Here is a 26,195-nt window from a genome sequence, read left to right as displayed (position 1 = left end):
CCCGCGAAAGGATCACAATGACCGAGAACTCGGCTTCCGACCTCACCCTCGAGGAGAAGGCGTCGCTCACCAGCGGTGCGGACTTCTGGACCACGAAGGCCATCGACCGTGTGGGCATCCCCTCGGTGATGATGACCGATGGACCGCACGGTCTGCGCAAGCAGTCCGGCAGCTCCGACCACCTCGGCCTCGCCGACAGCGTCCCCGCGACGTGCTTCCCACCCGCCGTCGGCATCGGCTCCTCCTTCGACCCGGAGATCATCGAGCGCGTGGGTGCCGCGATCGGGGTGGAGGCTGCGATCGAGAACGTCGCCGTCGTCCTCGGCCCCGGCATCAACATCAAGCGCTCGCCGCTGTGCGGACGCAACTTCGAGTACTTCTCGGAGGACCCGATCGTCTCTGGCATCCTCGGTGCCGCCTCGGTGCGCGGCATCCAGTCGAAGGGTGTCGGCACCTCGCTCAAGCACTTCGCCGCGAACAACCAGGAGTTCGACCGCATGCGCGCGAGCTCCGACGTCGACCCCCGCCCGCTGCGCGAGATCTACCTGCGCGGATTCGAGCGCGTCGTGAAGGACGCATCGCCGTGGACGGTCATGTGCTCGTACAACAAGCTCAACGGGGTGTGGACCTCGGAGGACCCGTGGCTGCTCACCAGCGTGCTGCGCGACGACTGGGGCTTCGAGGGCCTCGTCGTCTCCGACTGGGGCGCCGTGAACGACCGCGTCGCCGGCGTCGCCGCAGGACTCGACCTCGAGATGCCCGCATCGGGTGGGCGCACGGATGCCCAGCTCGTCGCGGCCGTGCGCGCCGGGACGCTCGAGGAGAGCGTGCTCGACACGGCGGCTTCCCGGGCCATCGAGCTCGTGCGCAAGGCCGGCGAGCGTCCGGCCGTCGACGGACCGCTCGACATCGATGCGCACCATGCGCTCGCTCGTGAGGCGGCCGGCCGGTCGATCGTGCTGCTGAAGAACGAGGGAGCGCTGCTGCCGCTCGCCGCCGACCAGAAGATCGCCGTGATCGGCGCGTTCGCGACCGAGCCGCGCTTCCAGGGGGCGGGCTCCTCGCTGATCAACCCCACCCGGGTCGACAAGGCTCTCGACGAGCTGCGCGCCGTCGGCGGCGAGAACGTCACCTACGCGGCGGGCTTCGCGGTCGACGGTGGAACCATCGCGACCTCCGGTCGCACCGCGAACGACCTGCGGACGGAGGCCGTCGGCGTCGCCGGCGCGGCGGACGTGGCTGTGCTGTTCCTCGGTCTGCCGGCCGCGGAGGAGTCGGAGGGCTTCGACCGCGTTCACATCGACCTCCCCGCCGATCAGCTCGCCGTGCTCGACGCGGTGCTCGAGGTGAACCCGCGGGTCGTCGTCGTGCTGTCGAACGGCGGCGTCGTGGCTCTGCCCTTCGCCGACCGCGTGCCCGCGATCATCGAGAGCTGGCTGCTCGGTCAGGCCGGCGGCGGCGCCGTGGCCGACGTTCTCTACGGTGCGGTGAACCCCTCGGGCAAGCTCACGGAGACCGTGCCCGTGCGACTTTCGGACAACCCCTCCTTCGGCAACTTCCCCGGTGAGTTCGGGCACGTCCGCTACGGCGAGGGGCTGCTGGTCGGCTACCGCTGGTACGACGCGAAGGGCCTCGACGTGACGTTCCCGTTCGGGCACGGCCTCTCCTACACGACGTTCGCGTACGGCCCCGCGACGGCCGAGGTCGGGGCGGACGGCGACATCGTTGTGCGCGTCGACATCACCAACACCGGCGACCGCGACGGCCGCGAGGTCGTGCAGGTCTACACCGCCCTCGAGTCGTCGATCGTGCAGCGGGCTCCGCGCGAGCTCAAGGCGTTCGCGTCCGTCGCGCTCGCCGCGGGGGAGACTCGCACGGTCGAGCTCGTCGTGCGCCGGGAGGACCTCGCGTACTGGGACATCCGTGTCGACCGCTGGGTCGTCGAGGGTGGCGCCTACACGGTCGACGTGGCGGCCTCCAGCCGTGACATCCGCGCGACGGTCTCGGTCGAGCTCAGCGGTGACGAGGTGCACCAGGAGCTGACCATGAACTCCTCGATCGGCGACCTGATCTCGCACCCGATCGCCGGTCCCGTCGTGCAGCAGGCGCTCGGCGGGCTGATGGCCGGGCTCGGCGGCGACGCCGCCGGGGCCTCGATGATGGCGAACGACGAGGCGATGCAGAAGATGATGGCGTCGTTCCCGATCGGACGTCTCGCCGGATTCCCCGGGCTCCCGGTGGACTTCGAGCAGATCGAGCAGCTGGTGGCCGCGGCGAACGCGGGCGGTCCCGCCGCCGGCTGACCGCGTACGGCACCTCGAAGTCGGACCCACGCCCATCGCCGGGCCCACCGTGATGCACGTCCGTCACGGCGGGCACCGGCGATGGCCGTGGGCCTCGATGAGCGTCAGGCGCGGGGGTCGAAGCGCGTGGGGGTGTGCGTCGCGGCGACGAGGGCGCGCAGCTCCTCCAGCGTCGCCGGCGCCGCGCCGAGAGCGCGCGCCTGGATGAGCACGTTGCCCAGGGCCGTCGCCTCGACGGGACCGGCCAGCACGGGGAGTCCGGTCCGATCGGCGGTGGCCTGGCAGAGCAGTCGGTTGAGAGACCCTCCGCCGACGAGGTGGATGCTGTCGAGTCCACGCCCGGACAGCTCGGCCGCGGAGCGGACGGCACGCGCGAAGGCGTCCGCGATCGACTCGATGATGCTCCGCGCGAATGCGGGCCTCTCGGACGGTGCCGCCTCGCCGAGCAGCGCCGCGATCCGCGCCGGCATGTCGCCGGGGGCGCTGAGCGTCGGGTCGTCGGCGTCGAACACCGGCACCTCGTCCGAGACCGCGGATGCCGCGGCCAGCAGCTCCGGCAGGTCGATGTCCGCGCCGTCCTCGGCCTCCCAGGCCCGCACGGTCTCGCTGAGCAGCCAGAGGCCCGTGACGTTGTGCAGGAACCGGAACCGGCCGTCGACGCCGAGCTCGTGGGTGAAGTCCGCCTCGCGGGCGGCATCCGTCAGCACCGGCTCGGCCAGCTCCACGCCGACCAGGCCCCAGGTGCCGCAGGAGATGTACGCCGAGTGCGGGCTCGAGAGCGGAGCGGCCACGACGGCGGATGCGGTGTCGTGCGAGCCGACCGCGATCACCGGCAGCTCCTTGCCGATGCGTGCGACGAGGTCGGGGCGAAGCGTGCCGATGGTCGTGCCTGGGTCGACGAGTGGCGGCAGGATGCTCGTCGGGGTGCCGAGACGATCGGCCAGGGCCGTGTCCCACTCGCCGTCCGCGACACCGAGCAGGCCGGTGGTCGAGGCGTTCGTGCGCTCGGCCACGGCGGACCCGGTGAGCAGGAACGCGATGAGGTCGGGGATCAGGAGAGCGGTGTCGGCCTCGGCGAGCCGTGCATCGACCCGGTACTGGTACAGGGTGTTGAACGGCAGGAACTGCAGGCCGTTTCGCTGATACAGCTCCGCGAACGGGGCGAGCGCATGCACCTCGGCGACGCCGCGCGTCGTGCGGTCGTCGCGGTAGTGGAACGGCTCCGCGAGGAGCTCGCCGTCCCGCAGCAGACCGTAGTCGACAGCCCAGGAATCGATCCCGATGCTCTCGATGCCCGGCTCGCGCCGCACCGCCTCGGCGAGGCCCTCGACGACGTGCGCGTACAGGGCCTCGAAGTCCCAGTGCAGTCCGTCCTCGCGTTCGACGGGTCCATTGGGGAACCGTGACACCAGCTCGAGGTCGAGCCGGTCGTCGCCGATCCGCCCGATCATGACGCGGCCGCTGGTCGCCCCGAGGTCGACGGCCGCGACCGCGCGGAGGGTCATCGCAGGAAGGCCGCGGCGACGCCCGAGTCCACCGGGATGTGCAGGCCGGTGGTGCGGCTGAGCTCGGGACCGGTCAGCACGTACACGGCGTCGGCGACGTTCTCGGGGACGACCTCGCGCTTCAGGATCGTGCGGTTCGCGTAGAACTGCCCGAGGTCCTCTTCTGCGACGCCGTAGGTCGCGGCGCGATTCGCGCCCCACCCGGAGGCGAAGATGCCGGAGCCGCGCACGACACCGTCGGGGTTGATGCCGTTGACCCGGATGCCGAACTCGCCGAGCTCGACCGCCAGCAGCCGCACCTGGTGGGCCTGGTCGGCCTTGGTCGCGGAGTAGGCGATGTTGTTCGGGCCGGCGAAGACGGAGTTCTTCGACGAGATGTAGATGATGTCGCCGCCGAGCTTCTGGTCGATGAGCACGCGGGCGGCGGCCTTCGACACGAGGAACGAGCCCTTGGCCATGACGTCGTGCTGCAGATCCCAGTCCTTCTCCGTGGTCTCCAGCAGGGGCTTCGACAGGGAGAGCCCGGCGTTGTTGACAACGAGGTCGACACCGCCGAACGCGAGCACCGCCTCATTCAGGGCGGCCTGGACGGCATCGGCATCCGCGACGTTCGCGGCGACGCCGATCGCGACGTCCGTGTTCCCGAGCTCGGCGGCCGCGGCCTGCGCCTTCTCGAGATCGAGGTCGGCGATCACGACGCAGGCCCCCTCCGCGGCGAGACGCGTGGCGATGGCCTTGCCGATGCCCGAAGCGGCGCCGGTGACGAAGGCGATGCGGCCCTGGTGCGACTTCGGCTTCGGCATCCGCTGCAGCTTCGCCTCCTCCAGCGCCCAGTACTCGATGCGGAACTTCTCGGCATCCGAGATCGGCGCGTAGGTCGACAGGGACTCGGCGCCGCGCATCACGTTGATCGCGTTGACGTAGAACTCGCCGGCGACGCGAGCGGTCTGCTTGTTGGCGCCGTAGGAGAACATGCCCACGCCGGGGACCAGCACGATGAGCGGATCGGCGCCGCGGATCGCGGGGGAGTCGGCCGTCGCGTGGGCGTCGTAGTAGGCCTGGTAGTCGGCGCGGTACTGCTCGTGCAGCTCGTGCAGGCGCGCGGTCTGCTCCTCGACGGAGGCGGTGGCCGGCAGGTCGAGGAGGAGCGGCTTGACCTTGGTGCGCAGGAAGTGGTCGGGGCAGCTGGTGCCGAGGGCGGCGAGGGCCGGAGCCTTCTCCGACGCGAGGAAGTCGAGCACGACGTCGGCGTCGGTGAAGTGACCGACCATCGGCTTGTCCGTGGAGGCGATGCCGCGGACGGTGCCGGCGAGGGCCGCCGCACGCTCCCGACGCTCGGAGGCGGGCAGCGCCTGGAATCCGGAACGGACGCCGCCGAACGGCTCGGTAGTGCCGTGCTCGGCGATGTACGCGGCCGCGGTGTCGATGATCCAGAGGGAGTGCGCCTCGGCGTCCTCGGAGGTGTCGCCCCACGCGGTGATGCCGTGCCCGCCCAGGATGCAGCCGATCGCCTGCGGGTTCTTCCGCTTGATCTCGGCGATGTCGAGTCCGAGCTGGAAGCCGGGACGACGCCAGGGCACCCAGACCACCTTCTCGCCGAAGATCGTCGCCGTGAGCGCTTCGCCATCGGCCGCGGTCGCGATCGCGATGCCGGAGTCGGGGTGCAGGTGATCGACGTGCGCCGCATCGACCAGGCCGTGCATGGCGGTGTCGATCGACGGGGCGGCTCCCCCCTTGCCGTGCAGGCAGTAGTCGAACGCGGCGACCATCTCGTCTTCCCGGTCGAGCCCGGGGTAGACGTCGACGAGCGCGCGCATGCGGTCGAGGCGGAGCACGGCCAGGCCGCTCTCGGTCAGGGTCCCGAGGTCGCCGCCCGAGCCCTTGACCCACATCAGCTCGACGGGCTGACCGGTCACCGGGTCGGTCGCGGTGCCCTTGGCGGAGGTGTTCCCGCCGGCGTAGTTGGTGTTCTTCGGATCGGCGCCCAGGCGGTTGCTCCGCGCGATCAGAGCGGCAGCGGTGGGGTTCGTCATGATTCCTCGGTTCGTTTCAGCGGGGGCGGGAGAGCGTGCGGGGCGGGGGCGCTCAGGCGCCCCAGCCGGCCTGCACGCCGCCCACGCGGTCGGCGGCGATCTGCTGCTGGTATCCGGATGCGGCGTAGGCGGCCATCGGGTCGGCGGCGAGCCCGCGCGACTCGCGCCATTCGGCGAGGGCCGGGCGCACGTCGGTGTAGAAGGCGTCCATGAAGACGGCGTTGGCGGCGAGCACGTCGCCCGACTTCTGCGCCGCGGTGAGGGCGTCGTGATCGACGAGCAGTGCGCGGGCGGTCATCTCCTGCACGTTCAGCACCGAGCGGATCTGACCGGGGATCTTGTCCTCGACGTTGTGGCACTGGTCGAGCATGAACGCCACGTCGGGGTTGTTCAGGCCGCCGCCGCGGATGACCTCGAAGAGGATGCGGAACAGCTGGAACGGGTCGGCGGCGCCCACGATCAGGTCGTCGTCGGCGTAGAAGCGCGAGTTGAAGTCGAACGACCCGAGCTTGCCGAGACGCAGCAGCTGCATCACGATGAACTCGATGTTGGTGCCGGGCGCGTGGTGGCCCGTGTCGAGGCACACCATCGCCTTGTCGCCCAGGGCACTCACCTGGGCGTAGGAGGTGCCCCAGTCCGGAACGTCGGTGTGGTAGAAAGCGGGCTCGAAGAACTTGTACTCGAGCACGAGGCGCTGGTCGTCGCCGAGGCGCGCGTAGATCTTCTGCAGCGACTCCTGCAGGCGGTCCTGCCGGCCGCGCAGATCCGCCTGGCCGGGGTAGTTGGAGCCCTCGGCCAGCCAGATCTTCAGGTCGCGGCTGCCGGTCGCGTCCATGACGTCGATGCAGGCGAGGTGGTGGTCGATGGCCTTCTGCCGGATGGCGGCATCCTCGTGCGTGAGGGCGCCGAACTTGTAGTCGTCGTCCTGGAAGGTGTTGGAGTTCACCGTGCCGAGCTCGACTCCGAGGTCTTCGGCGTGCGCGCGCAGGTCGTCGTACGAGTCGACCAGGTCCCACGGGATGTGCAGCGCCACCTTGGGTGCGAGCGCCGTGTACTTGTGGACCTGTGCCGCGTCGGCGATCTTCTCCCACGGGTCGCGCGGGGTGCCGGGGGTGCCGAACACCTTGAACCGGGTGCCGGAGTTGCCGAAGGCCCAGCTGGGCAGCTCGATGCCCTGCTGCTCGAGGATGGCGAGGTTCTCGGAGGAGAGGATGCTCACGATGCACTGCTTTCGTTGTCGATGACGGGAGTGGTGCGCTCGCCGACGGCGGCGAGCTGGTCTTCGAGGTGGAACACCTCGGTGAGAGGTGCGGCCGCCTGGTCGGGGCGCCCGTCGAGGCCGAGGAAGAACCGGCTCATCTCCGCCTCCCAGCGCGCGGCGACGGGGGAGGCGGCGAGGTAGGCCTGGGCGGCGGTGTCGTCATCGGTCTCGTAGTAGCCGAAGAGGGTTCCGCCCGCGCCGAGGAAGAGCGAGTAGTTGCGTCGCCCGGAGGCGGCGATCTCCGCGAGCATCTCGGGACGAACCGGGGAGTGCCGCGCGAGGTACTCGTCGAGCAGCTCGGGACGGACCTGCAGCTGAAAGCCGACGCGCGTCATACGTGGGTCCTTTCGATGTCCGGTCGGCGCTCGAGAGCGCCGACCGGACGGGGCGACTCAGAAGTCGAAGTCGCCGATGTTGTCGGCGTTGAACTCGAACGGGTCGCCGAGCAGGACGACGCCGTCGGCGCCGACCGTGTACGTGCCGAGGTCGCCCGCCTCGAAGGTGTCGCCCTCTTCGCCGGTGATGTCACCCGCGATGAGAGCCTGGGCGGCGAACGCCGCGAGGTAGCCGAGATCAGCCGGGTTCCAGAGAGCGAAAGCCGTGACGGTGCCGTCCTCGACGTACTCGCGCATCTGGTTCGGGGTGCCGAGTCCGGTGAGCGCGACCTTGCCCTTGAAGTCCGACGTCGAGAGGTAGCGCGCGGCCGCAGCGATGCCGACCGTGGTGGGCGAGATGATGCCCTTCAGATCGGGGTGCGTCTGCAGCAGTGCTGCCGTCTTGTCGAAGGACGTCTGGTCGTCGTCGTCGCCGTAGACCGTCTCGACGATCGTGATGTCCGGGTACTCGCTCGCGACGTACTCCTTCATCAGGTCGATCCAGGCGTTCTGGTTGGTGGCGTTCGCGGAAGCCGACAGTACCGCGATCTCGCCGGCACCGCCGATCTGCTTGGCGATCAGGTCGACCTGCACCTTCGCGATGCCCTCGGAGTCGGCCTGGTTGATGAACAGGTCGCGGCATTCGGGATTCGTGTCGGAGTCGAAGGTGACGACCTTGACGCCGGCGTCGCGGGCCTCGTTGAGGGCGTCGCAGATGGCCTTCGGGTCGTTCGCCGAGACGACGAGCGCACCGACGCCCTGCTGCGTGGCCGTGTTGATGTAGCTGACCTGGGCATCCGGGGTGGCCTCCGCCGGACCGACCTCGGAGAACGTTCCTCCGAACTCCTCGACGGCCTTCTTGCCGCCTTCGCTCGAGGTGTCGAAGTACGGGTTGCCGAGGTTCTTCGGCAGGAAGGTGATCGCGAGGTTGGAGCCGTCGCCACCCGAGTCGCCGCTTCCGCTGTCGCTCGAGGCGGTGCATCCGGTGAGGGCGACCGCCGCCGCCACCGCGAGGGCGGCGAAGGCGGTCACACGCTTGCGTGCAAACGTCATTGTTCGTTCCTTTCGTCGGAGAGTGCCGCGGGTGCGGCGTCCATCGGTGTCATGGAGCTGTGGTTGCGACACCGGAGGGGGTTCTGCCCGGTCGGCGGCGCGTCTTCTGCAGCCAGGCCAGGAAGCTTGCGGCCACCACCGAGATCACGAGGAGCGTCCCGGTGATGATGTTGATGACGTCGGAGGTGACGTTCACGAGGCGCAGCGCGCTGGCGAGCGACCCGATGAGGAGCGCGGCGGCGATGACGCCGTAGATCTTGCCCCGTCCGCCGAAGACCGAGACTCCGCCGAGCACCACGGCTGCGATCACCTGGAGCTCGAGGCCGGTCGCGTTGTCGCCACGGGCACTGCCGTATCGGAGGGTGTAGAAGATGCCGGCGAAGGCGGCGACCACTCCGGAGAGGACGAAGAGAGTGAACTTCGTGCGCTCGACGTTCACGCCCGAGAAGTGCGCCGCATCCTTCGACAGGCCCACCGCGTACACGCCGCGGCCGAAGGGTGTGAAGTGCAGCAGCACGACGAACACCACCACGAGGAGCAGGAAGGGGAGAGTGATGACCGGGATCGGCGTTCCCGTGAACTTCGCCTTGGCGAGATCGGTCCAGAACTCGGGGAAGTCGGTGACGGCCGTGGTGCCGAGCAACCCGACCGCGAGCCCGCGGAAGAGGGCCAGGGTGCCGATCGTCACCGCGAGCGAGGGAAGACCGACGACGGTGACCAGGAACCCGTTGAACGCGCCGCCGACGATGCCGACGGCGAGCGCGGCGAGCGCGGCGATCTCGAACGGCATCCCACCCTGCACGAGCGCGCCCGTCACGACGCTCGAGAGCCCGACCATGCTGCCGACGGAGAGATCGATCTCGCCCGTGATCATGATGAGCGTCATCGGGAGCGCGATGAGGAGGATGGGGGCGATGTCGAGCACCAGGTAGGTGAAGGTGATCGGCTGGCCGAAGCCGCGGATGCTGCTCGCCGCGACAGCGGCGACGACGAGGAGGAGCCCGACGATCGCGGCTTCGCGCGTGAGGAGCACGCGCCGCCAGAGCGGCTTCTCGAAGTCGCGGATCACGCGGGTGCTCGCGGTGGTGGTCGCGGTGGTCATGATTCGTCCCTCGCCTCGATGAGCCGCCGTTTCTGCCGCACCGCGAGCACGCGGTCGAGCACGATGGCGCCGATGATGAGCAGGCCGACCACGGCACGTTGCCAGAAGTCGGGGATGCCGAGGATCGGCAGTGCGCGGTTGATGGTCAGCAGGAGCACGGCGCCGATCGCCGCTCCCCAGACCGATCCGATTCCGCCGGTGATCGCGACGCCCCCGATGACCGCGGCCCCGACGGCGTCGAGCTCCCAGCCGGCTCCGGCCTGCGAGTTGATGGTGCCGTAGCGGGCGGCGTAGAACACACCGGCGAGCCCGGCCAGTGCACCCGACAGGATGAAGGCGGTGAGGACGCGCCGGGTGACGCGCAGGCCGTAGAGCTCGGCAGCGGCGGGATCGGAGCCGATCGCGTAGTACTCGCGACCACCTCGCGTGTTCTTCATGTACCAGGCCGCCGCCGCGAGCACGACGAGCGCGACGATCGCGAGGATCGGGATGCCCACGATTTGTCCGGTGCCGAGAGCGAGGAAGTCCTTCGGCATGTCGGAGGCGTTCACGCGATCGCTGCCGGTCCACAGCACGTTGATCCCGCGATACGCGTACAGCGTGCCGAGGGTGATCACCATCGCCGGGACTTTCGCGAACGCCACGAGGGCGCCGTTCACGAGTCCGAGCAGGGCGCCGAAGACGACCGCGGCGATCACGACGAGGACGATCGGGATGCCGGGGATGTCGATGAACAGTCGACCGGTCAGGTAGGCGGTGAGCCCCATCACGGAGCCGACCGAGAGATCGACGTTCCGGGTGATGAGGACGATCGCCTGCCCGACGGCGACGAGGACCAGGATCGACGGCGTCAGCAGCAGGTCGCGCCAGCCATCCGGGCTGAACAGGAATTTCGGGTTGTTCAATGTCGCGGCGGTGATCACCAGGACGAGCGCGAGCAGGATCCCGAACTCACGGGCTCTGCCCAGGCCGGAGACCCGCTTCGTGAGTGCGGAGACGGGGATGGCGGTGGTCACGAGGAGAGCTCCGATGCGTGCGTCGCGGCGAACATGACGTTCTCGGAGGTGGCCTCCGAGCGAGTGATCTCGGCGGTGATGCGGCCCTCCCGCATCACGAGCACACGGTCGGCCATGCCGAGGACCTCCGGGAGCTCCGACGAGATCATGAGGATTCCCATGCCCTGACCGGCGAGTTCCGAGAGCAGGCGATGCACCTCCGACTTGGTGCCGACGTCGATTCCCCGCGTCGGCTCATCGATGAGGAGCACCTGCGGCTGCGTGGCGAGCCATTTCGCGAGGACCACCTTCTGCTGGTTCCCGCCCGAGAGCGTGGCTGCGACGGTGTCGAGGGCGTGTGTCTTCACCTCGAGTCGACTCGCCCATTCCCGGGCGGAGCGGTTCTCGACCGCGGTGGTGATCAGTCCGAGCTTCGCGAGGCACCGGCGGATGGCGAGAGTGATGTTGCCGCCGACTCCCGCCTCGATCACGAGGCCCTGTCTGCGGCGGTCCTCGGGCACGAGCGCGAGTCCCGCGCGCATCGCCTCGACAGGTCGCCGACCGGGGATGCGGCGGCCCTTCATGCGCACGACGCCCTGCCGGTACCCGTCGACACCGAACACGGCGCGGGCGACCTCGCTGCGTCCGGCGCCGACGAGGCCGGCCAGCCCGACGATCTCGCCGGAGCGGACGGTGAAGGAGATGTCATGGAAGATGCCGGGGCTCGTGAGTCCCTCGACCTCGAGCAGCGGCTCGCCGATCGTCGTCTCCTGCTTCGGGAAGAGCTCGGTCACCTCGCGGCCGACCATCTGATGGACGATCTCGTCGACGGTCGTCGTGGCGATCGAACTCGTCGAGATGTAGGCGCCGTCCCGCATCACCGTGACCACGTCGCACAGGTCGAAGACCTCGTCGAAGCGGTGGGAGATGAAGATGAGTCCGCGGCCCTCATCGCGCAGGCTCCGAGCGATCGCGAAGAGACGTTCGACCTCGACACCGGAGAGGGCGGCGGTCGGCTCGTCCATGATCAGCAGGCTCGCGTCCAAGGAGACCGCCTTGGCGATCTCGATCACCTGCTGGTCGGCGATCGACAACCCCTCGGCGGGGCGATCGGGGTCGATTCCGACACCCAGCCGCGTGAACAGGCGCTCGACCTCGTGCCGCATGGCCTTGCGGTCGATCCGTCCGAAACGGTTGGTGGGCTGACGGCCCATGAAGATGTTCTCGGTGACGGAGAGGTCGGGGAACAGCGTGGGCTCCTGGTAGATGACGGCGACGCCGGCGGCCTTGGACTGCGCCGTGGAGGTGAAATCCACCTCTTCGCCCCGCAGGCGGAAGTCTCCGGCGTCCCGTTGGTAGAGGCCGGCCACGATCTTGACGAGCGTCGACTTCCCGGCGCCGTTCTCTCCGACGAGGGCGTGGATCGAACCGGCGTCCACGGAGATGGTGGCGGAGCGGAGGGCGACCACTGCACCGAAGGCCTTCGTGACGGCGGAGAGTTCCAGCACCGGGGTCGATGAAGGTGAGGTCATCATTTCTCTCTTCGTTGAGGGACTGAATCGTTTCAAACCCTTTCGGCATCGACAGTATGGCATGTGTTGACGGCTGTCAAGGCGGCATGAGAGTCTGAGGAAACGCGCCTCGCATGATTCGTTTCAGGGGCGGACGGCGACGGACGGGGGACGCAGTGGCTGCCAGTGTGAAGGAAGTCGCCGAAGACGCCGGAGTCTCCGTCGGCACGGTGTCGAACGTGCTCAACCGCCCGGAGAAGGTCGCCCCGCGGACGGTGGCCAGGGTGCAGGCGTCGATCGCCCGTCTGGGCTTCGTGCGCAACGATGCGGCGCGTCAGCTCCGCGCCGGTCGGAGTCGGACGATCGGGCTCGTCGTGCTCGACATCCGCAACCCGTTCTTCGCCGAGATCATCCGCGGCGCCGAGGAGCGCGCCGACGAGTACGGACTCGCCGTGCTGGTGGCCAACAGCGATGAGAAGCAGCAACGGGAGGCGATGCACCTGGACCTGTTCGAGGAGCAGCGCGTGACCGGGGTGCTGGTCACGCCCGTCACCGAGTCGCTGCCCCGCCTCGCACAGATGCAGGAGCGCGGGACGCCGGCCGTACTGGTCGACCGGGAGTCGCAGGACGGCCGGTTCGGCTCCGTCGCCGTCGACGACGTCGAGGGCGGTCGCATCGCGGTCGAGCACCTGCTCGCGATCGGTCGTCGTCGCATCACGTTCGTCGGTGGACCGGTCGCCCTGCGGCAGGTGTCGGATCGCCTCGGGGGTGCGCAGGCGGCCGCCGGCGCAGCGGGCATCGGCGTGGAGTTCCTGTCGACGGGAGCGCTCACCGTGGAGGAGGGGCGGCGCGCGGGTGTGCAGATCCTCGCTCGCGAACGGGGCGATCGTCCGGACGCGATCTTCGCGGCGAACGACCTGCTGGCTCTCGGACTGCTGCAGAGTCTCGTGATGACCGGGGATGCGCGCGTGCCGGAGGACATCGCTCTGATCGGATACGACGACATCGACTTCGCCGCAGCGGCCGTCATCCCGCTGAGTTCCGTGCGTCAACCGGCAGCCCTCATCGGGTCGACAGCCGTCGATCTGCTGCTCCGTCGACAGGGACAGGATCCGCAGCCGCGCGAGCACGTCCTGTTCCGTCCGGAGCTCGTCACGAGGGCGTCGACGATCGGCAGCTGAGGCGGCTCCTCCGCGGCCGTGGTTCTCAGCGCGGCAGCGGAACGGTCCTCGAGTGCGTACCGTGGCCGAGCTCCTCCGGCGGGGCGCCGGGCAGATCGAGCTCGGCGGTCGCGCCGACGGGGACGACGAGGTCGACGCGCAGGTCGTTCCCCTCGATGCGCCACGCGATCGAGGCCTCCCCGTAGGGAGTGCGCTGCGTCGCCGAGGCGTGCGTGAGCCCGCCACCCGGCCGTGGCGCGAACCGGATACGGCGGTAGCCCGGTTCGGCGGGGGCGAGTCCGGCCACCGTCCGGTGCAGCCAGTCGGCCACCGCCCCCAGTGCGTAGTGGTTGAACGACGTCATGGTCCCCGGGTTGACGGTGCCGTCCGGGAGCATCGCGTCCCACCGCTCCCAGATCGTGGTCGCGCCCTGCACCACCTGGTACAGCCACGACGGACAGTCCTGCTCCAGCAACAGGTCGTAGGCGGTGTCGGTGTGGCCGGTCACGGAGAGCGCGTCGCTGACGAGCGGCGTGCCGACGAAGCCGGTCGCGATGCGGTTGCCGGCGGCGCGCACGAGCTCGGCGAGGCGTGCGCCGGCCTGTGCGCGCTGTGTCTCATCCGCGAGCAGGTCGAACGTGATGGCCAGGGCGTACGCGGTCTGCGCATCCGATGTCATCGTGCCGTCGGCCCGCACGTACGCGCCGCGGAACGCGGCGGCCACCTCGTCGGCGAGGGTGCCGTAGTGCGCGGCTTCGGCGGCGCGGCCGAGCACCTTCGCCATGTCGGCGACCGCGCGGGCCGATCGTGCGAAGTAGGCCGTGGCGACGAGGTAGCGATCGGTGCGCGCGTCGGCGGGGTCCTGAGGCGGAGCGGCGGGATCGAGCCAGTCGCCCAGCTGGAAACCCTCGTTCCACAGGCGATCGGGGCCGGCGAGGGCGTCGATCCGGTCGACCCAGCGCCGTGCGCTCTCGAACTGCGCGGCCAGGACGCCCTCGTCGCCGAAGCGCTGGTACAGGGTCCACGGCAGCAGGGTCGCGACGTCGCCCCACGCGGCGCCGGGGCGGGCCGGGGACCATGTCTTGTGCGACGGGATCACCGGTACGAACCACGGCACCGTGCCGTCGGGCAGCTGGTCCGCCTCGAGGTCGCGGAGCCAACCGGACAGCATCCCCGAGACGTCGAACAGCGTCGAGGCCGTCGGTCCGAACACCTGGATGTCGCCCGTCCAGCCCACGCGCTCATCACGCTGCGGGCAGTCGGTGGGGATGTCGACGAAGTTGCCCCGCATGCCCCACACGACGTTGCGGTGCAGCTGCTCGACCAGCGGGTCGGAACACGTGAACCAGCCGGTGCGCTCGAGGTCGGTGTGCAGCACGCGGGCTGTGAGCGCGCCGGCGGCCGCATCCGCATCGAGGTCGCCCGGCCAGCCGGAGACCTCGGCGTATCGGAAGCCGTGGAACGTGAACCGCGGCTCCCACTCCTCGCCGTCGGGGCGGCCGGCGAGCGTGTAGTTGTCCGTCGAGCGGGCGCTGCGCAGCGGGCGGGTGTAGATCTCGCCCTCCTGCAGCACCTCCGCGGTGCGCAGTGTGACCGTCGATCCGCTCGGTCCGGTGACCCGGATGCGGATGCGTCCGACGAGGTTCTGCCCGAAGTCGAGGATGCGGGCGCCGCTCGGCGAGGTCAGCACCGCGACGGGCGCGACCTCCTCGGTCACCCGCACCGGCGGGGCGGTGGGGGCGACCAGGGTGCGCGGGTCCCGCTCGCGCACGGCGACCGGCAGCCACCCGGTGTCGTCGAACGAGCCGGTCGACCAGTCGGGCACCTCCCGCCGCGCGTCGTGGTCCTCGCCGTCGTAGATCCCGGATCGGAGGATCGGGGAGAGCGACGCTTTCCAGGTGCCGTCGGTCGCGACCGTGTCGCGGCGTCCGTCGGCGTAGGTGATCTCCAGCTGCCCGAGGAACGACAGGTCGCTGCCGAAGACGTTGCGGAATCCGCCGCGCCAGCCGAGCCGGCCGCGGTACCAGCCGTCGCCGAGCCAGGCGCCGAGAGCGTTCTGGCCCGGGAGGAGCAGGTCGGTCACGTCGTAGGTGTAGAAGCGCAGGCGCTCGCGATAGACCGTCCAGCCGGGGGAGAGCGTGTCGGATCCGACGCGGACGCCGTTGATCTCCGCCTCGTACAGGCCGTGCGCGGTGGCGTAGAGCCGGGCTCGGACGATCTCGCCGTCGACGCGGAACCCCCTGCGCACCAGGGTGGGGCGGCGATCGTCGCTCTCCGGGTCCTCGTCGAGATCGGCGCCGACGGGGCGCGCCGACCAGTCGTCCGCGCGCAGGAGGCCGGCTTCGAGCGTCGTGGCGGGGCTCGGAGCCGACCACGCCCCGTCGTCGCCCTGCACCGCGATGCGCACGGTGACGCGTTCGCGCGAGTCGAGGGCGCGGCCCGGCCAGGGCACCAGCACCTGCGAGGGAGAGGTGACCTCGACGGTCTCCTCTCCCTCGGCGCGGGTGAGCGTGACGGCGTAGCGCTGCTGGCGCCAGTCGGCGGGAGCGTCGGACAGGGTCCAGCTCAGGCGCGGGCGGGATTCGCCGATGCCGAGCGGTTCGCGGTGGTGCTCGATGCGGGGCGCGGAGACGGTCGTCATGCTCCTCATCCTCGCTGATGGAGATGTCCGGGATCCGTCCGTAGTCGGACTGCCCGGCGATCAGGTCGTGGCAGCCTCGCTGTGCCGTCGGCGCAGGTCGGTGGCGCTCGGTATCCCTCGCGAGAAGAGGAGGGACAGGAGGCTGATGAGGATCAGCCCGAAGAAGGCGATGCGCAGCGACGACAGCTGGGAATCGCGGTAGACCGTCGCGAGGGTGTCGGCATCCGCGTCGCTCAGCCCGGCCTTCTCCGCGATCGCGGCCACGTCGGCGGCGGGGACGATCGTGACGCCGTGCTCGGTGGCCGCGGCCACGGTCGTCTTCGTGCCGTCCGGCAGGTCGCTCGCCGCGACGCCCGATGCGAAGGAGGTCGACAGCGCGCCGATGAGGATCGAGCCGATCAGCGCGGTGCCCAGCGACGAGCCGAGGTTCTGGAACACGCCCTGCAGGCCGCCCACCTCGCTCGTCTCCTTCTCCGTCACGCTCGACATGTTCACGTTCCCGAGCTGCGAGGCGAGCAGACCGAGCGCGGCGCCGGACAGGAACATCCCGGTGGCGAAGAGTCCGCTGCGCAGGTCGCTCGTGGCCGAGCCGAGCAGGATCAGAGCGCTCACGACGAGGATCAGCTGTCCGATGCGCACGATCGTCCGCGGCGAGGCGCGGCGCGAGAGCCGGGTGCCCACGATCGAGAACAGCACCAGCGCGATCGACAGCGGGAAGATCCGGATGCCGGTCTCCAGCGCGTCGAGGCCGAGCGTCATCTGCAGGTAGACCGGCACCATGAAGAACAGCCCGGCGGTCACCGTGTACTGGGCGCCCAGCACCGACAGTCCGCTGCGCAGCGCCGTGATCGAGAACATCCCGACGTGCACGAGCGGCGGGCGACCGGCGCGTTCCAGATGGCGCTGTCGGGAGAGGAACAGGGCGAGCAGGGCGACACCGACCACGATGAACCAGGCGGCGGGGGAGATGCCGAGCGGGGTGATCGTGACGCCGCCGATGACGGGCGGATTCAGCGGCAGGACCCATCCCCAGATCTTGCTCTGCAGCATCCCGAACACCACGGCCACGAGTCCGACGGAGGAGAGGGCGACGCTGAGGACGTCGATGCGGATGGGCTGTCGCGGCGTGGGGTCGGTGATGATCCGGGCGCACAGCACCACGCCGATCATGATGGCCACCTCGGCGACGAACACGTAGCGCCAGTCGAAGTACGTCGTCACGTACCCGCCGATCAGCGGCCCCGCGGCGACGGCGGCGCCGGAGACCGCCCCGATGATCGCGAAGGCCGTGATGCGCTCGCGCCCGCGGTAGTTGTCGGCGACGAGGGCCGCGATCGCGGGGATGACGAGCACCGCCCCGAGGCCCTCGATGACCGACCAGCCGAGGAAGAGGAACTGCACGTTCGGGCTCAGCGCCGTGATCAGCGACCCCGCGGCGTAGATGCAGGAGCCGATCACGAACGCTCGGCGACGACCCCATACGTCGCCCAGCTTCGCGCCCAGGAGCATGAACGCGGCCATCGTGAGGGTGTAGAACGTGATCGCGCCCTGCATGGCGGCCATCGTGGTGTCGAGGTCGGTCACCACGGTCGAGATCGACACGTTCATCACGGTGCCGTCCAGGACCATCACGAACTGGGCGGATCCGAGCACGGCGATGACGCTCCATCTCTTCATGACGGCTCCTTCAAGGCTGCGGATGATGCGGGTCCGGATGATGCGGGTGCGGTGCGTGCGCTCGTGCCGCGCATGATGCGGGCGACGGCGGTGATGAGGAAGAGCTGGCCGGTGATGGCCTCGGCGACCGCGACCGCCTGCGGACCCGCGCCGGTCGGGACGAGATTGCCGTAGCCGGTGGTGGTGAGCGTCGTGAACGAGAAGAAGAGCTGGTTGGCGAGCGAGTCGTCGTCCGCCCCGTCGAACATCGGCACCGACGACACGAGGGAGAACAGGTTGAAGACGAAGGTGAAGAAGAGGCCGACCAGCACATAGGCGGTGATGGCGGCCAGCAGGGCCTCGAGGTTGAGTCCGCGGCGCGTGACCTGGTGCGTGATGATCGTGGCCGGGGCGACCAGCAGCGCGATCATCGACGCCGTCGAGAAGACGATGTCGAGCGCGTGGCCGCTCGCCCCCACGAGCGCCGCCACGATGGTGGCGAGTCCGGCCGCCGACAGGATCACCCACGCGATGCGCTGCACCAGCGGTCGCGTCCCGGTGACGTGGAACACCACGGCGACCGTCACCAGGATCACGAGGAACGCCCACGGGCTCGGGTTCGTGCCGCGTTGCGCGGCGCACAGCGCATACGACACGACGAGGAGCACGAGGACGATCGCATACCCGGATGCCCCGCCGAGGATGCCGTCGGGGCGTCTGCTGCGCACGCGGGAAGACCTGTCTCGGCGGGGAGCGCTCACCGTCCCGGCTCCTCGGGGACCATCGATGGCAGACGTCCGGATGCGAGCGCCTCGCGGAGTGCCGCGTGGTCGCGGTCGTTCTGTTCGGCGTAGGTGTCGGCGAAGGCGCAGACCGCCTCGTCGAAGGCGCGACCGCGGCCGAGGTAGCCGGCGACCTCCAGGCGATCCCCGCTCCTGGCGTGCGCACGGGCGAGAGTCTCGCCGCAGATGCGCGCGTAGAGTGCGGCGCCGCGCGGAGTCATCGCATCCGGGTCGATCCCGCCCTTCCAGTCGTGGAGCTGGCGGACGTAGAAGTCGCGCGTGATGCCGTCGGCGCCGGTCACCCGCTGCCATCCCAGGAAGATGTCGCTGGCCGCCTGCATGAGCCGCTGCCCGCGCACGACGCGTTCCCCCTCTCCCGCGTGCTCTCCGGCGCCGAGGAACCGTTCGAGCACCGACGGCTGGGCCGTCTTGGCCTGCAGCAGCAGCGGGTCGTCGTCGTTGCGTCCGCTGAGGAGGATGACCCAGGCGCGGGTGCCCACGCTGCCGATCCCGCCGACCGTCCTCGCCATGTGCCGGTAGCGGTACTCGGAGATCGGATGCCGGTCGCCGGGCAGGGTCACCCGGTACGCGGCGAGGAGCTCGCGCATGGTGCCCACCTCGTCCGGCACACCGTCGCCGTCGGGAAGCAGGTCTTCGACCGGGGTCACCAGCGGCGGGTTCGGGATGATGCGCAGCTGGCCGTCGACGACGCGGACGAGTCGCGCGAACGACCGCATCCGATCGCGCTTGCGGGCCTTCTTCAGCGCGGCGTCGAGCCGTAGGACGGTCTCGTCGTCGGCCTGCCGTCGATCCCGCTCCGCCCGGACCCGTCGCCGCGCGCTCTCGGCGTCGAACCGGTCGTACCAGGCGTCGAGGACGGGGGAGTCGGCGGCGCGGCGCATCGCTCTCCGGTACCCGCGGACCGAGGCGCGGACGCAGGCGCGGATCTCCTCGGCCGAGAAGCCGCGATGGCGTCCGGCCACGGCGAAGCTCGTCGCGAGCCGCTTCAGATCCCACTCGAACGGCCCGGGAAAGGTCTCGTCGAAGTCGTTCATGTCGAAGATCATCCGGCGCTCCGGGGTGCCGAACAGCCCGAAGTTCGACAGGTGCGCATCCCCGCACAGCTGCACGGTGATCCCGGTGTGCGGCATCGTGGCGAGGTCGGATGCCATCAGCAGGGCGGCTCCGCGGTAGAAGGCGAAGGGGGATGCCGCCATCCGCTCGTACCGCAGCGGGACGATGTCGAGGTCCCGCGTGGTGGCCTGCCCCTCCAGGAGGGCGATCGGGTCCGGACGGCCCGGGCCGGGATCCCACGGTCCCTGCTGCGAGCGGGGTGCACGAGCACGGGCGTCGCGGCCGTGGCTCCGTCTCGTGACGAATTCGGGCGCCACGGCGTCCGGAGCCCGGAAGTCGTCGCTCGCGTCGGCGTTCTCGCGTCTCACCATGTCGCACCTCGCACCCGTGTGTCGACGGCGCGGGAGCCGGAGGGCCGGAGGAGGTTCCCCGGGCCGGGTGCGGGCGGCGTCGCACCGTCATCGTCGCACTGCCCGACGGCGACGGGGCGACCGTGTCACCCTTTCGGGGCGATGCACCCGCGTGGCGGTGGGTGCGCTCAGGCGGGGGAGGGCGTGCCGCGTTTCGCGCTCGCGCCGCGCATGATCCGTGCGACGGCCGTGATCAGGAACAACTGGCCGGTGATGCCCTCCGCGATGGCGATCGCCTGCCCGCCCGTTCCGACCGGGACCAGGTTGCCGTACCCCGTCGTGGTGAGGGCCGTGAAGGAGAAGAAGAGCTGGTTGCCGAGGGAGTCGAGGCTCTTCTCGCCGAACATCGGGGTCGGCGAGATCTGCGACATCAGGTTGTAGACGAACGCGAAGAACATCCCGACGAGGATGTACGCCGTGATGGCCGCCAGCAGTGCCTCCAGGTCGAGCCCGCGGCGGGTGACCTGATGGATGATGATCGCACCGGGCGCGACCAGCAACGCGATCATCGATGCGGCGGACAGCGGGATCGCCAGCACCGGGCCGTCGATGCCGAACGCGGTGGCGATGATCGCGGCGGCACCCGCGACGGACAGCACCACCCACGACACGCGCTGCACCAGGCGCCGTGCCCTGGTCACGTGGAACACGATCGCGACCGTCGCCAGCATCGCGAGGAACGCCCACGGGCTCGGGTCGGTGCTGGGCTGCGTGGCGCACAGCCCGTAGGAGACGATGAGCAGGGCGAGGACGATCGCGTAGCCGACGCCGCGGTCATCCCAGGAGCGGCGGATCCGGGCGGTGTCGTGATCCGCATTCCTCGTGTCTGGGCGGGGCATGGCTGGTCCTCTTCCGCGCGGTGGACGGCGACGTCCACGATGTGCGGCCAGTATCCCAGCGCCGGTGCGCATCCCCGGTCAGTGCGGGTGCGCGTCGGTCAGAAGGGGGTCGTCCCTCTCGGTTCGTCTCTGCTCTCCCGACCCGTTATGATGGCTAGGTGCATCCGTGCTTTCGGGTCGGATGCCTGGAGACGTCGCATAGTCCGGCCGAGTGCACCACCCTGCTAAGGTGGAGTCCCCTCACGGGGACCAGGGGTTCAAATCCCCTCGTCTCCGCACTTGTTTCAGCTGGTCATAGCTGATTTCCGCGTGGCCCCGAGAGGGCTTTCCCACGCCCCGACCGCTGCGGTGTCGACACACACGAGAAACCTCCGGTCGATGCCGCTGGGGACGGTCGTCGATCCGGAGGTTCTCGCTGCTCGGGCCGGTCATCGAGCTCCGGCGAGCAGCAGCGCGTGCAGGTCATGGCCTCCGCGTGTGGGGATGCGTGGCTCGCTGGACGCGCTGGTCGGTCACAGCTTCTCGGGCCGGGGAGCGGTCCACGTGCCGTCGAGGACCGACGGCCGCGGACGGTAGAGCCGCAGCACGTAGTTCCAGCCCGGCATGATCGGAAGGGCGTTCGCGATGCCGTCGAGCTGCACGCCGAAGCGGATCGTCACTCCGCCGTCCTCGTCCCTGACCGCGGTGAGGCTGTTGATGCTGTTCACGCCGACGCTGTTCTCCTCGAAGAAGCCGGCGGCGTTGTACAGCGACACCGACCAGAAGGCGTCGACCGGCACGTCGACGAGCCGGAGCCGGTACTCGTCGACGGGGAGGTCCTCGTCCACGCTGATGTACGTCGCCTCGTACTCGGGGAGGCCGCCCCAGCCGGATGCCGTGCCGAGGAGGTGCCGGATCGGGTCGACCTCCTCCACCGTGCCGAACGCGTGGTCGTACTTGCTGACCCCGCGGGCCAGCGCGAGGAGCGCGTCGCGGGTCTCCGTCTGGGACTGCTCGTCGTACTCGGGAAGCGGATACGGCCCCGAGCCGCCGCCCGTGATGGCCAGGGCGTTCTGCAGCCGGTTCACCTCCGCGACGTCGTCGGGGTTCTGCGGGTCGACGAGGATGCGCACGATGAGCGCCGCGTGATCGGTGCCGACGAAGTCGCGCGTGAGGCGGTGCTCACCCGGTTCGCGCAGGATGATCGGACCGTAGTGGTCCTGGTTGATGACCCACACCGAGATGTAGCGCTCACCGGTGTCCGGCAGCGTGACGGTCACGCCGTCGCGCACATCGATGATCGCGCTGCTGTAGAGCGTGTCGCGGTTCTGCCGGATGATGGGCTGATCGTCGAGCGGCTTCAGCTCGTAGGTGTGGTTCCACGCACCCACCCCGGTGCCGGCGGAGAGTCGGGAGAACATCAGGTCTGTCTCCGCCCTGTTGAAGTTCAGGACGTTGACCGGGATCGCGGACATGGGGGTTCCTTTCGAGGGGTGGGGACGAGGCGACGGCGCGGGTGCGTTCAGAGGGAGCCGATGCCCTTGCCGAGCATGAGGACGCCGATGACGGCGAGCAGCACAGTCGTGATCACGGCGTTCTCCCTCGCGAGCCACCGGTGGAAGGCTTCCATCGGCGCGCGCAGCCGATCGGCGGAGAGCGTGAACGCGACGACGGGGATCACGACGGTGGAGACGGCGCAGGCGATGAAGACGGCCGCGGCGACCGCGGTGGACGCGGTGGAGAGGCCCGCGCTGCCGACGATGAAGCCCGCACTGGCGGCGATCAGCAGGTTCTTGGGGCGGGGGAGCGAGAGCAGCAGCCCCAGCCCGAGCGCGCGCCCGAACGTGAACGAGTCGACCGCCGACATCCACTTCGGCAGCGTCGGATCCTCGCCGGGAGCGGGTCGTCCGCGCCACTGCTTCACCGCGAGCAGGAGCAGGAGCGCCGCCAGGACGAACTGCACGACCGCTCGCACCGCGTTCGGGCCGCTGCTGTCGGCGGGAACCGGGAGGACGCCCGCGAGGATCACGAACACGGCGACGGGTACGGCGACCCCGACGCACCAGCCGATGAGGAACCCGGGACCGGTGCGTCCGGCATTCGGGGAGAGCAGCATCAGGATGATCGCGACGATCGTCAACGGACTGATGGCGATCGCGAGCGTCAGGGGAAGCGTCTCCCCGATCACCGAACCCAGCATGCTCTCGTCCCTCTCGACCGACGGCACCCCGGTGACGGCTCCCGTGTCGTCGGGAAGCGCCGGCCCCATCCCCGCCATGCTTGCGGATGCAAGACGTCGGGAACGGGCGTCTCATCCTCCAGGGATGAGTTCTCGTCCGTCGGGTCAGGCGGTGTCGTGTCAGGCGGGGGCGTCGACCGAGCGCGCGGTGCCGATCGGCTCGACGTCCGTGCTCTCGTCGGCGATGCCGAAGCGGATCAGGGCGCGCGGGTCGGCGCGGTAGTCGGGCGGAGCGGTGTCCAGCGCGCTCGCCTCGAGCAGGGTGAAGTCGGCCGACGTCCCGATCAGGCGCAGCGTTCCCACCGGGAGGCAGTCGGCGATCAGCTGGAATTCCGAGTCCAGCTGGCGCAGCGTCGCACCGGTGATCGACCAGGCCGTGAACTCGTTGGCGGTCCGCGTGCTGATCCAGTTCTGCTGGGCGATCCCCGTCACGCGCAGCAGGGCGGTGTTCCCCCGCAGGCGTGGCGATTGCCGCAGCTCCAGGAGCACGCCCGCCGTCCCGCCCAGGACGTCGACGACGATCCGGGTGATCTGGGCGCCGATCAGCGCATCCGCATGGAGGAAGGGATTCTCCGCTTCCGGCAGCTCCGGGAGCGCGCGGGGGATACCGATGAGCAGGTCATGCACCTTCACGTCGATCTTTCTCCCCAGCTATCCCCACACAAAACGATATGTGATCCCCGTTCACAAACTCTGAATGCCGAGTGTGAACAGGGAGATCTCGGAACGGATGACCCCTCCGGCCGACCGCATCGGACCAGAATGATCGGGTGTGCTCCGCTGCGGTCCGGACACGATGGCAGGGAAAGGAGGACCCCATGATCGGCACGCTCAACGCCGTGGTGGATCTGGTCGCGGCCACGCCACCGGATGAGGAGATCGACGTCGCCGCGTTCGCTCGCGCGCACGGGACGACGGAGTATCACCTGCGCCGGATGTTCTCGGCCCTCGCGGGGATGCCGCTCTCGGAGTACGTGCGCCGTCGCCGGATGACGCACGCCGGGGCCGAGCTCGCCGCGGGCGCGACCAGTCTGCTCGACGTCGCCGTCCGTCACGGCTACGGCTCGGTCGAGGCGTTCGGTCGCGCGTTCCGTGCGGTGCACGGGATCAGTCCGGCCGACGCGCGCCGAGAAGGGGGTCCTCTCCGCACACAACCCACGCTCCGGTTCCGCCTGAGCGTCGAAGGGAGCACTCCGATGGACGTCACCATCACCCACCTGCCCGCAACGGTCCTCGCCGGTCACGCCGTCGAGGTCCCGCTCCTCCATGAGGGCGTCAACCCGCACATCCAGGCGCACATCGCCGCGATCCCGCCGGAGGGGCATGCGCGCCTCAAGGCTCTCGGGAACGCCGAGCCCTCCGGAATCCTCGCCGTCACGGCGGACATCGAGCCCGATGCGCCGGAGGGGACGCTGCTGACATATCTGCACGGCGTCGCGCTGCAGGTCGCCACCCCGGTTCCGGACGACCTCGACGTCATCCGGCTCGACGACGGCACCTGGGCGGTCTTCGCCGCCCGCGGCCCGTTCCCCCAGACGCTGCAGGACCTGTGGGCGGCGACCGCGACCGAGTGGTTCCCGTCCAATCCCTGGCGGCTCCGCCCGGGTCCTTCGATCGTCCGCTACCTCGAGTTCACGGGCGACTTCGCCTCGTGCGAGCTGTGGCTGCCGATCGAGCAGAGCTGACGGCGGACACGGCACGGGACGGGCACGCCGCCCGTTCCGTGTCCGACCCCCGTGCCACACTGGCCGCACGACCGAGGGAGGCACGTATGGCGGCGATCGACCCGAAGAAGACGCTCGACGCGTACCGGGCGAAGCGGGGCGAGTTCCGCATCGTCGAGGTGCCGCCGATGACCTACCTGATGGTCGACGGGGCGGGGGATCCGAACACCTCGACGCTCTTCTCGGAAGCCGTGTCGGCCCTGTTCCCCCTCGCGTACACGCTGAAGTTCGCGAGTCGACGTGAGCTCGGGATCGACACCGTGGTGATGCCCCTCGAAGGGCTCTGGCACGCGCCGGACATGGATGCGTTCACCTCCCGTCGCGACAAGCAGGCCTGGTTGTGGACCCTCATGATCATGGTCGGCGACCACATCACCGCGCCGATGTTGGCCGACGCCGTGGAGGTGGTCGCGCACAAGGCCACCTCGAAGAAGGAGCCGGTGCCGGCGCTGGAAGCCGTGCGTCTGGAGACGCTCGACGAGGGCACCAGCGTGCAGACCCTCCACGTCGGTCCGTTCGACGACGAGGGCCCCGTGCTCGACGATCTCCATCACCGCTTCATCCCCGACCGCGGGTTGCGCATGCGGGGGACCCATCACGAGATCTACCTGAGCGACCTGCGTCGTACCGACCCGGCGAAGCTGCGCACCATCCTCCGGCAGCCGGTGGTGCCGGCCGTCTGACCGGTGGGTGCCGGGAAATCAAGCCCCTCGGCGCAGCCCGGCCTCGACGGATACGCTTCATCGATGAGCACGGTCAAGCACGCCGCCCGGGTCGCCAAGGGGTCCTCCGCCTTCCGACGGATCGCCCGCGCCGGGTTCGTCGTCCTCGGACTGATCCACGTGATCATCGGCTCGATCGCCATCTCGATCGCCGCGGGCGCGTCCGGAGACGCCGACCAGGACGGCGCGATGGAGCAGATCCGACAGAACCCCGTCGGCGGTCTGCTCCTCCTGCTCGTCGCCGTCGGTCTCCTCGCGCTGGCCGTCTGGCAGATCGCGAGCGCCTTCCTCGCCACCGACCCCGCCGAGACCAAGAAGTGGGGACAGCGCATCAAGCTCTTCGGCATCGCCCTCGCCTACCTCGTGGTCGCGGGCATGGCGTTCATCTACGCGCTGGGCGGCAACGCCGACTCCGAGACAGCGTCGAAGACACTGAGCGCCGTGGTCCTGGCCGCTCCCGGGGGCGTGGTGCTGCTCGTCATCATCGGCCTCTCCGTGGTCGGCGTCGGCGTGGGCTTCGTGGTCGGCGGGTTCACACGCGGGTTCGAGAAGCTGCTCGATCTGCCCTCGGGCGTCGCCCGCCGGGGCATCGTCACGCTCGGCATCGTCGGCTACTTCGGCAAGGGCATCGCCGTGGCCGTGACCGGGGTGCTGTTCGTCGTGGCCGCGGTGACACAGGACCCCGAGAAGGGCGCGGGGCTCGACGCCGCTCTGCACAGCCTGCTCGAGCTGCCCCTCGGCGGTCTCGTCCTGGGAGCGGTCGGCGCAGGCTTCGCGGTCTACGGCGTCTTCTGCATCGCGCGAGCCCGGTTCGCCCGCATGTGATCACGGA

General features: G+C 69.9%; 21 protein-coding genes and 1 tRNA gene. 6 read left to right on the top strand and 16 right to left on the bottom strand.

The window, feature by feature from the left end; genetic code table 11:
* Positions 1–17: 17 nt before the first annotated feature.
* On the top strand, positions 18–2,303 hold the full coding sequence (locus tag AC07VM_RS11750; protein WP_494911337.1) for a glycoside hydrolase family 3 C-terminal domain-containing protein: 2,286 nt from the start codon (positions 18–20) through the stop codon (positions 2,301–2,303).
* Between the two features lie 104 nt (positions 2,304–2,407).
* Here the strand turns inward: AC07VM_RS11750 and AC07VM_RS11745 are convergent, their stop codons facing one another.
* The 8 genes from AC07VM_RS11745 to AC07VM_RS11710 are packed head-to-tail and all read right to left on the bottom strand — an operon-like array spanning position 2,408 to position 12,158.
* Complete coding sequence (locus tag AC07VM_RS11745; RefSeq protein ID WP_494911335.1) at positions 2,408–3,808, bottom strand: rhamnulokinase; 1,401 nt, start codon at positions 3,806–3,808, stop codon at positions 2,408–2,410.
* Complete coding sequence (locus AC07VM_RS11740; RefSeq protein WP_494911334.1) at positions 3,805–5,841, bottom strand: bifunctional aldolase/short-chain dehydrogenase; 2,037 nt, start codon at positions 5,839–5,841, stop codon at positions 3,805–3,807. Before AC07VM_RS11740 ends, AC07VM_RS11745 begins: the two co-directional genes overlap by 4 nt.
* A gap of 52 nt (positions 5,842–5,893) precedes the next feature.
* Positions 5,894–7,060, bottom strand: coding sequence for an L-rhamnose isomerase (gene rhaI / locus AC07VM_RS11735; protein WP_494911333.1), 1,167 nt, complete (start codon positions 7,058–7,060; stop codon positions 5,894–5,896).
* Entirely contained in the window at positions 7,057–7,437 is a 381-nt protein-coding gene (locus AC07VM_RS11730; protein ID WP_267417262.1) for an L-rhamnose mutarotase, read from the bottom strand. The genes rhaI and AC07VM_RS11730 overlap by 4 nt, the downstream gene beginning before the upstream one ends.
* Positions 7,438–7,494: 57 nt before the next feature.
* Positions 7,495–8,529 carry a rhamnose ABC transporter substrate-binding protein gene (rhaS, locus tag AC07VM_RS11725; RefSeq protein WP_267417263.1) on the bottom strand — a complete coding sequence of 345 codons (1,035 nt, stop codon included), beginning with the start codon at positions 8,527–8,529 and terminating at the stop codon, positions 7,495–7,497.
* A 49-nt stretch (positions 8,530–8,578) separates the two neighbouring features.
* The gene (locus tag AC07VM_RS11720; protein WP_267417264.1) at positions 8,579–9,631 is read right to left on the bottom strand and encodes an ABC transporter permease; all 1,053 of its coding nucleotides are present in this window, start codon (positions 9,629–9,631) and stop codon (positions 8,579–8,581) included.
* Positions 9,628–10,647, bottom strand: coding sequence for an ABC transporter permease (locus AC07VM_RS11715; RefSeq protein WP_267417265.1), 1,020 nt, complete (start codon positions 10,645–10,647; stop codon positions 9,628–9,630). Before AC07VM_RS11715 ends, AC07VM_RS11720 begins: the two co-directional genes overlap by 4 nt.
* Complete coding sequence (locus AC07VM_RS11710) at positions 10,644–12,158, bottom strand: sugar ABC transporter ATP-binding protein (protein WP_494911330.1); 1,515 nt, start codon at positions 12,156–12,158, stop codon at positions 10,644–10,646. Before AC07VM_RS11710 ends, AC07VM_RS11715 begins: the two co-directional genes overlap by 4 nt.
* Positions 12,159–12,313: 155 nt before the next feature.
* Here AC07VM_RS11710 and AC07VM_RS11705 point away from each other — a divergent pair, with 155 nt between their 5' ends.
* Entirely contained in the window at positions 12,314–13,318 is a 1,005-nt protein-coding gene (locus AC07VM_RS11705) for a LacI family DNA-binding transcriptional regulator (protein WP_494911328.1), read from the top strand.
* Between the two features lie 25 nt (positions 13,319–13,343).
* Here AC07VM_RS11705 and AC07VM_RS11700 read toward each other — a convergent pair whose 3' ends face one another.
* The 5 genes from AC07VM_RS11700 to AC07VM_RS11680 form a co-directional block, all read right to left on the bottom strand.
* Entirely contained in the window at positions 13,344–15,938 is a 2,595-nt protein-coding gene (locus AC07VM_RS11700) for a family 78 glycoside hydrolase catalytic domain (RefSeq protein WP_494911326.1), read from the bottom strand.
* A gap of 60 nt (positions 15,939–15,998) precedes the next feature.
* Positions 15,999–17,615: an MFS transporter gene (locus AC07VM_RS11695; protein ID WP_494911324.1), complete on the bottom strand. Its 1,617-nt coding sequence runs from the start codon at positions 17,613–17,615 to the stop codon at positions 15,999–16,001.
* Positions 17,612–18,355, bottom strand: coding sequence for an ion channel (locus tag AC07VM_RS11690; protein ID WP_494911322.1), 744 nt, complete (start codon positions 18,353–18,355; stop codon positions 17,612–17,614). The genes AC07VM_RS11695 and AC07VM_RS11690 overlap by 4 nt, the downstream gene beginning before the upstream one ends.
* Positions 18,352–19,821, bottom strand: a complete 1,470-nt coding sequence (locus AC07VM_RS11685; protein ID WP_494911320.1) for a DUF2252 domain-containing protein — start codon at positions 19,819–19,821, stop codon at positions 18,352–18,354. Before AC07VM_RS11685 ends, AC07VM_RS11690 begins: the two co-directional genes overlap by 4 nt.
* A gap of 167 nt (positions 19,822–19,988) precedes the next feature.
* Positions 19,989–20,699 (bottom strand): potassium channel family protein, encoded by a 711-nt coding sequence (locus AC07VM_RS11680; protein ID WP_494911319.1) that lies wholly within the window; start codon positions 20,697–20,699, stop codon positions 19,989–19,991.
* A gap of 187 nt (positions 20,700–20,886) precedes the next feature.
* Here AC07VM_RS11680 and AC07VM_RS11675 point away from each other — a divergent pair.
* Positions 20,887–20,975, top strand: a tRNA-Ser gene (locus tag AC07VM_RS11675).
* A gap of 236 nt (positions 20,976–21,211) precedes the next feature.
* Here AC07VM_RS11675 and AC07VM_RS11670 read toward each other — a convergent pair.
* The 3 genes from AC07VM_RS11670 to AC07VM_RS11660 all read right to left on the bottom strand — a co-directional run bounded on the left by AC07VM_RS11670 (position 21,212) and on the right by AC07VM_RS11660 (position 23,550).
* Positions 21,212–22,153, bottom strand: a complete 942-nt coding sequence (locus AC07VM_RS11670) for a DUF1214 domain-containing protein (RefSeq protein ID WP_494911317.1) — start codon at positions 22,151–22,153, stop codon at positions 21,212–21,214.
* A gap of 47 nt (positions 22,154–22,200) precedes the next feature.
* Positions 22,201–22,947: a GAP family protein gene (locus AC07VM_RS11665; protein WP_494911315.1), complete on the bottom strand. Its 747-nt coding sequence runs from the start codon at positions 22,945–22,947 to the stop codon at positions 22,201–22,203.
* A gap of 90 nt (positions 22,948–23,037) precedes the next feature.
* A complete protein-coding gene (locus tag AC07VM_RS11660) occupies positions 23,038–23,550 on the bottom strand; it encodes a hypothetical protein (protein WP_494911314.1) in 513 nt (170 codons plus the stop codon).
* Positions 23,551–23,735: 185 nt separating this feature from the next.
* Between AC07VM_RS11660 and AC07VM_RS11655 the strand changes: the two genes are divergently transcribed.
* The 3 genes from AC07VM_RS11655 to AC07VM_RS11645 all read left to right on the top strand — a co-directional run bounded on the left by AC07VM_RS11655 (position 23,736) and on the right by AC07VM_RS11645 (position 26,188).
* A complete protein-coding gene (locus AC07VM_RS11655) occupies positions 23,736–24,602 on the top strand; it encodes an AraC family transcriptional regulator (RefSeq protein WP_494911312.1) in 867 nt (288 codons plus the stop codon).
* Positions 24,603–24,688: 86 nt separating this feature from the next.
* Entirely contained in the window at positions 24,689–25,324 is a 636-nt protein-coding gene (locus tag AC07VM_RS11650; protein ID WP_494911310.1) for a GyrI-like domain-containing protein, read from the top strand.
* A 63-nt stretch (positions 25,325–25,387) separates the two neighbouring features.
* A complete protein-coding gene (locus AC07VM_RS11645; protein ID WP_267417280.1) occupies positions 25,388–26,188 on the top strand; it encodes a DUF1206 domain-containing protein in 801 nt (266 codons plus the stop codon).
* Positions 26,189–26,195: the final 7 nt, after the last annotated feature.

Source organism: Microbacterium sp. GW821-FHT01D02 (assembly GCF_059422585.1).
This window is presented reverse-complemented; position numbering and strand designations above follow the sequence as displayed.

What these genes read in the sequence shown, in the direction of transcription:
- AC07VM_RS11750 (WP_494911337.1), top strand. Translation starts at nt 18, where the DNA reads ATGACCGAGAACTCGGCTTCCGACCTCACCCTCGAGGAGAAGGCGTCG.
- AC07VM_RS11745 (WP_494911335.1), bottom strand. Translation starts at nt 3,808, where the DNA reads ATGACCCTCCGCGCGGTCGCGGCCGTCGACCTCGGGGCGACCAGCGGC.
- AC07VM_RS11740 (WP_494911334.1), bottom strand. Translation starts at nt 5,841, where the DNA reads ATGACGAACCCCACCGCTGCCGCTCTGATCGCGCGGAGCAACCGCCTG.
- AC07VM_RS11730 (WP_267417262.1), bottom strand. Translation starts at nt 7,437, where the DNA reads ATGACGCGCGTCGGCTTTCAGCTGCAGGTCCGTCCCGAGCTGCTCGAC.
- rhaS (WP_267417263.1), bottom strand. Translation starts at nt 8,529, where the DNA reads ATGACGTTTGCACGCAAGCGTGTGACCGCCTTCGCCGCCCTCGCGGTG.
- AC07VM_RS11720 (WP_267417264.1), bottom strand. Translation starts at nt 9,631, where the DNA reads ATGACCACCGCGACCACCACCGCGAGCACCCGCGTGATCCGCGACTTC.
- AC07VM_RS11710 (WP_494911330.1), bottom strand. Translation starts at nt 12,158, where the DNA reads ATGACCTCACCTTCATCGACCCCGGTGCTGGAACTCTCCGCCGTCACG.
- AC07VM_RS11700 (WP_494911326.1), bottom strand. Translation starts at nt 15,938, where the DNA reads ATGACGACCGTCTCCGCGCCCCGCATCGAGCACCACCGCGAACCGCTC.
- AC07VM_RS11695 (WP_494911324.1), bottom strand. Translation starts at nt 17,615, where the DNA reads ATGAAGAGATGGAGCGTCATCGCCGTGCTCGGATCCGCCCAGTTCGTG.
- AC07VM_RS11685 (WP_494911320.1), bottom strand. Translation starts at nt 19,821, where the DNA reads ATGGTGAGACGCGAGAACGCCGACGCGAGCGACGACTTCCGGGCTCCG.
- AC07VM_RS11680 (WP_494911319.1), bottom strand. Translation starts at nt 20,699, where the DNA reads ATGCCCCGCCCAGACACGAGGAATGCGGATCACGACACCGCCCGGATC.
- AC07VM_RS11670 (WP_494911317.1), bottom strand. Translation starts at nt 22,153, where the DNA reads ATGTCCGCGATCCCGGTCAACGTCCTGAACTTCAACAGGGCGGAGACA.
- AC07VM_RS11665 (WP_494911315.1), bottom strand. Translation starts at nt 22,947, where the DNA reads ATGGGGCCGGCGCTTCCCGACGACACGGGAGCCGTCACCGGGGTGCCG.
- AC07VM_RS11655 (WP_494911312.1), top strand. Translation starts at nt 23,736, where the DNA reads ATGATCGGCACGCTCAACGCCGTGGTGGATCTGGTCGCGGCCACGCCA.
- AC07VM_RS11650 (WP_494911310.1), top strand. Translation starts at nt 24,689, where the DNA reads ATGGCGGCGATCGACCCGAAGAAGACGCTCGACGCGTACCGGGCGAAG.
- AC07VM_RS11645 (WP_267417280.1), top strand. Translation starts at nt 25,388, where the DNA reads ATGAGCACGGTCAAGCACGCCGCCCGGGTCGCCAAGGGGTCCTCCGCC.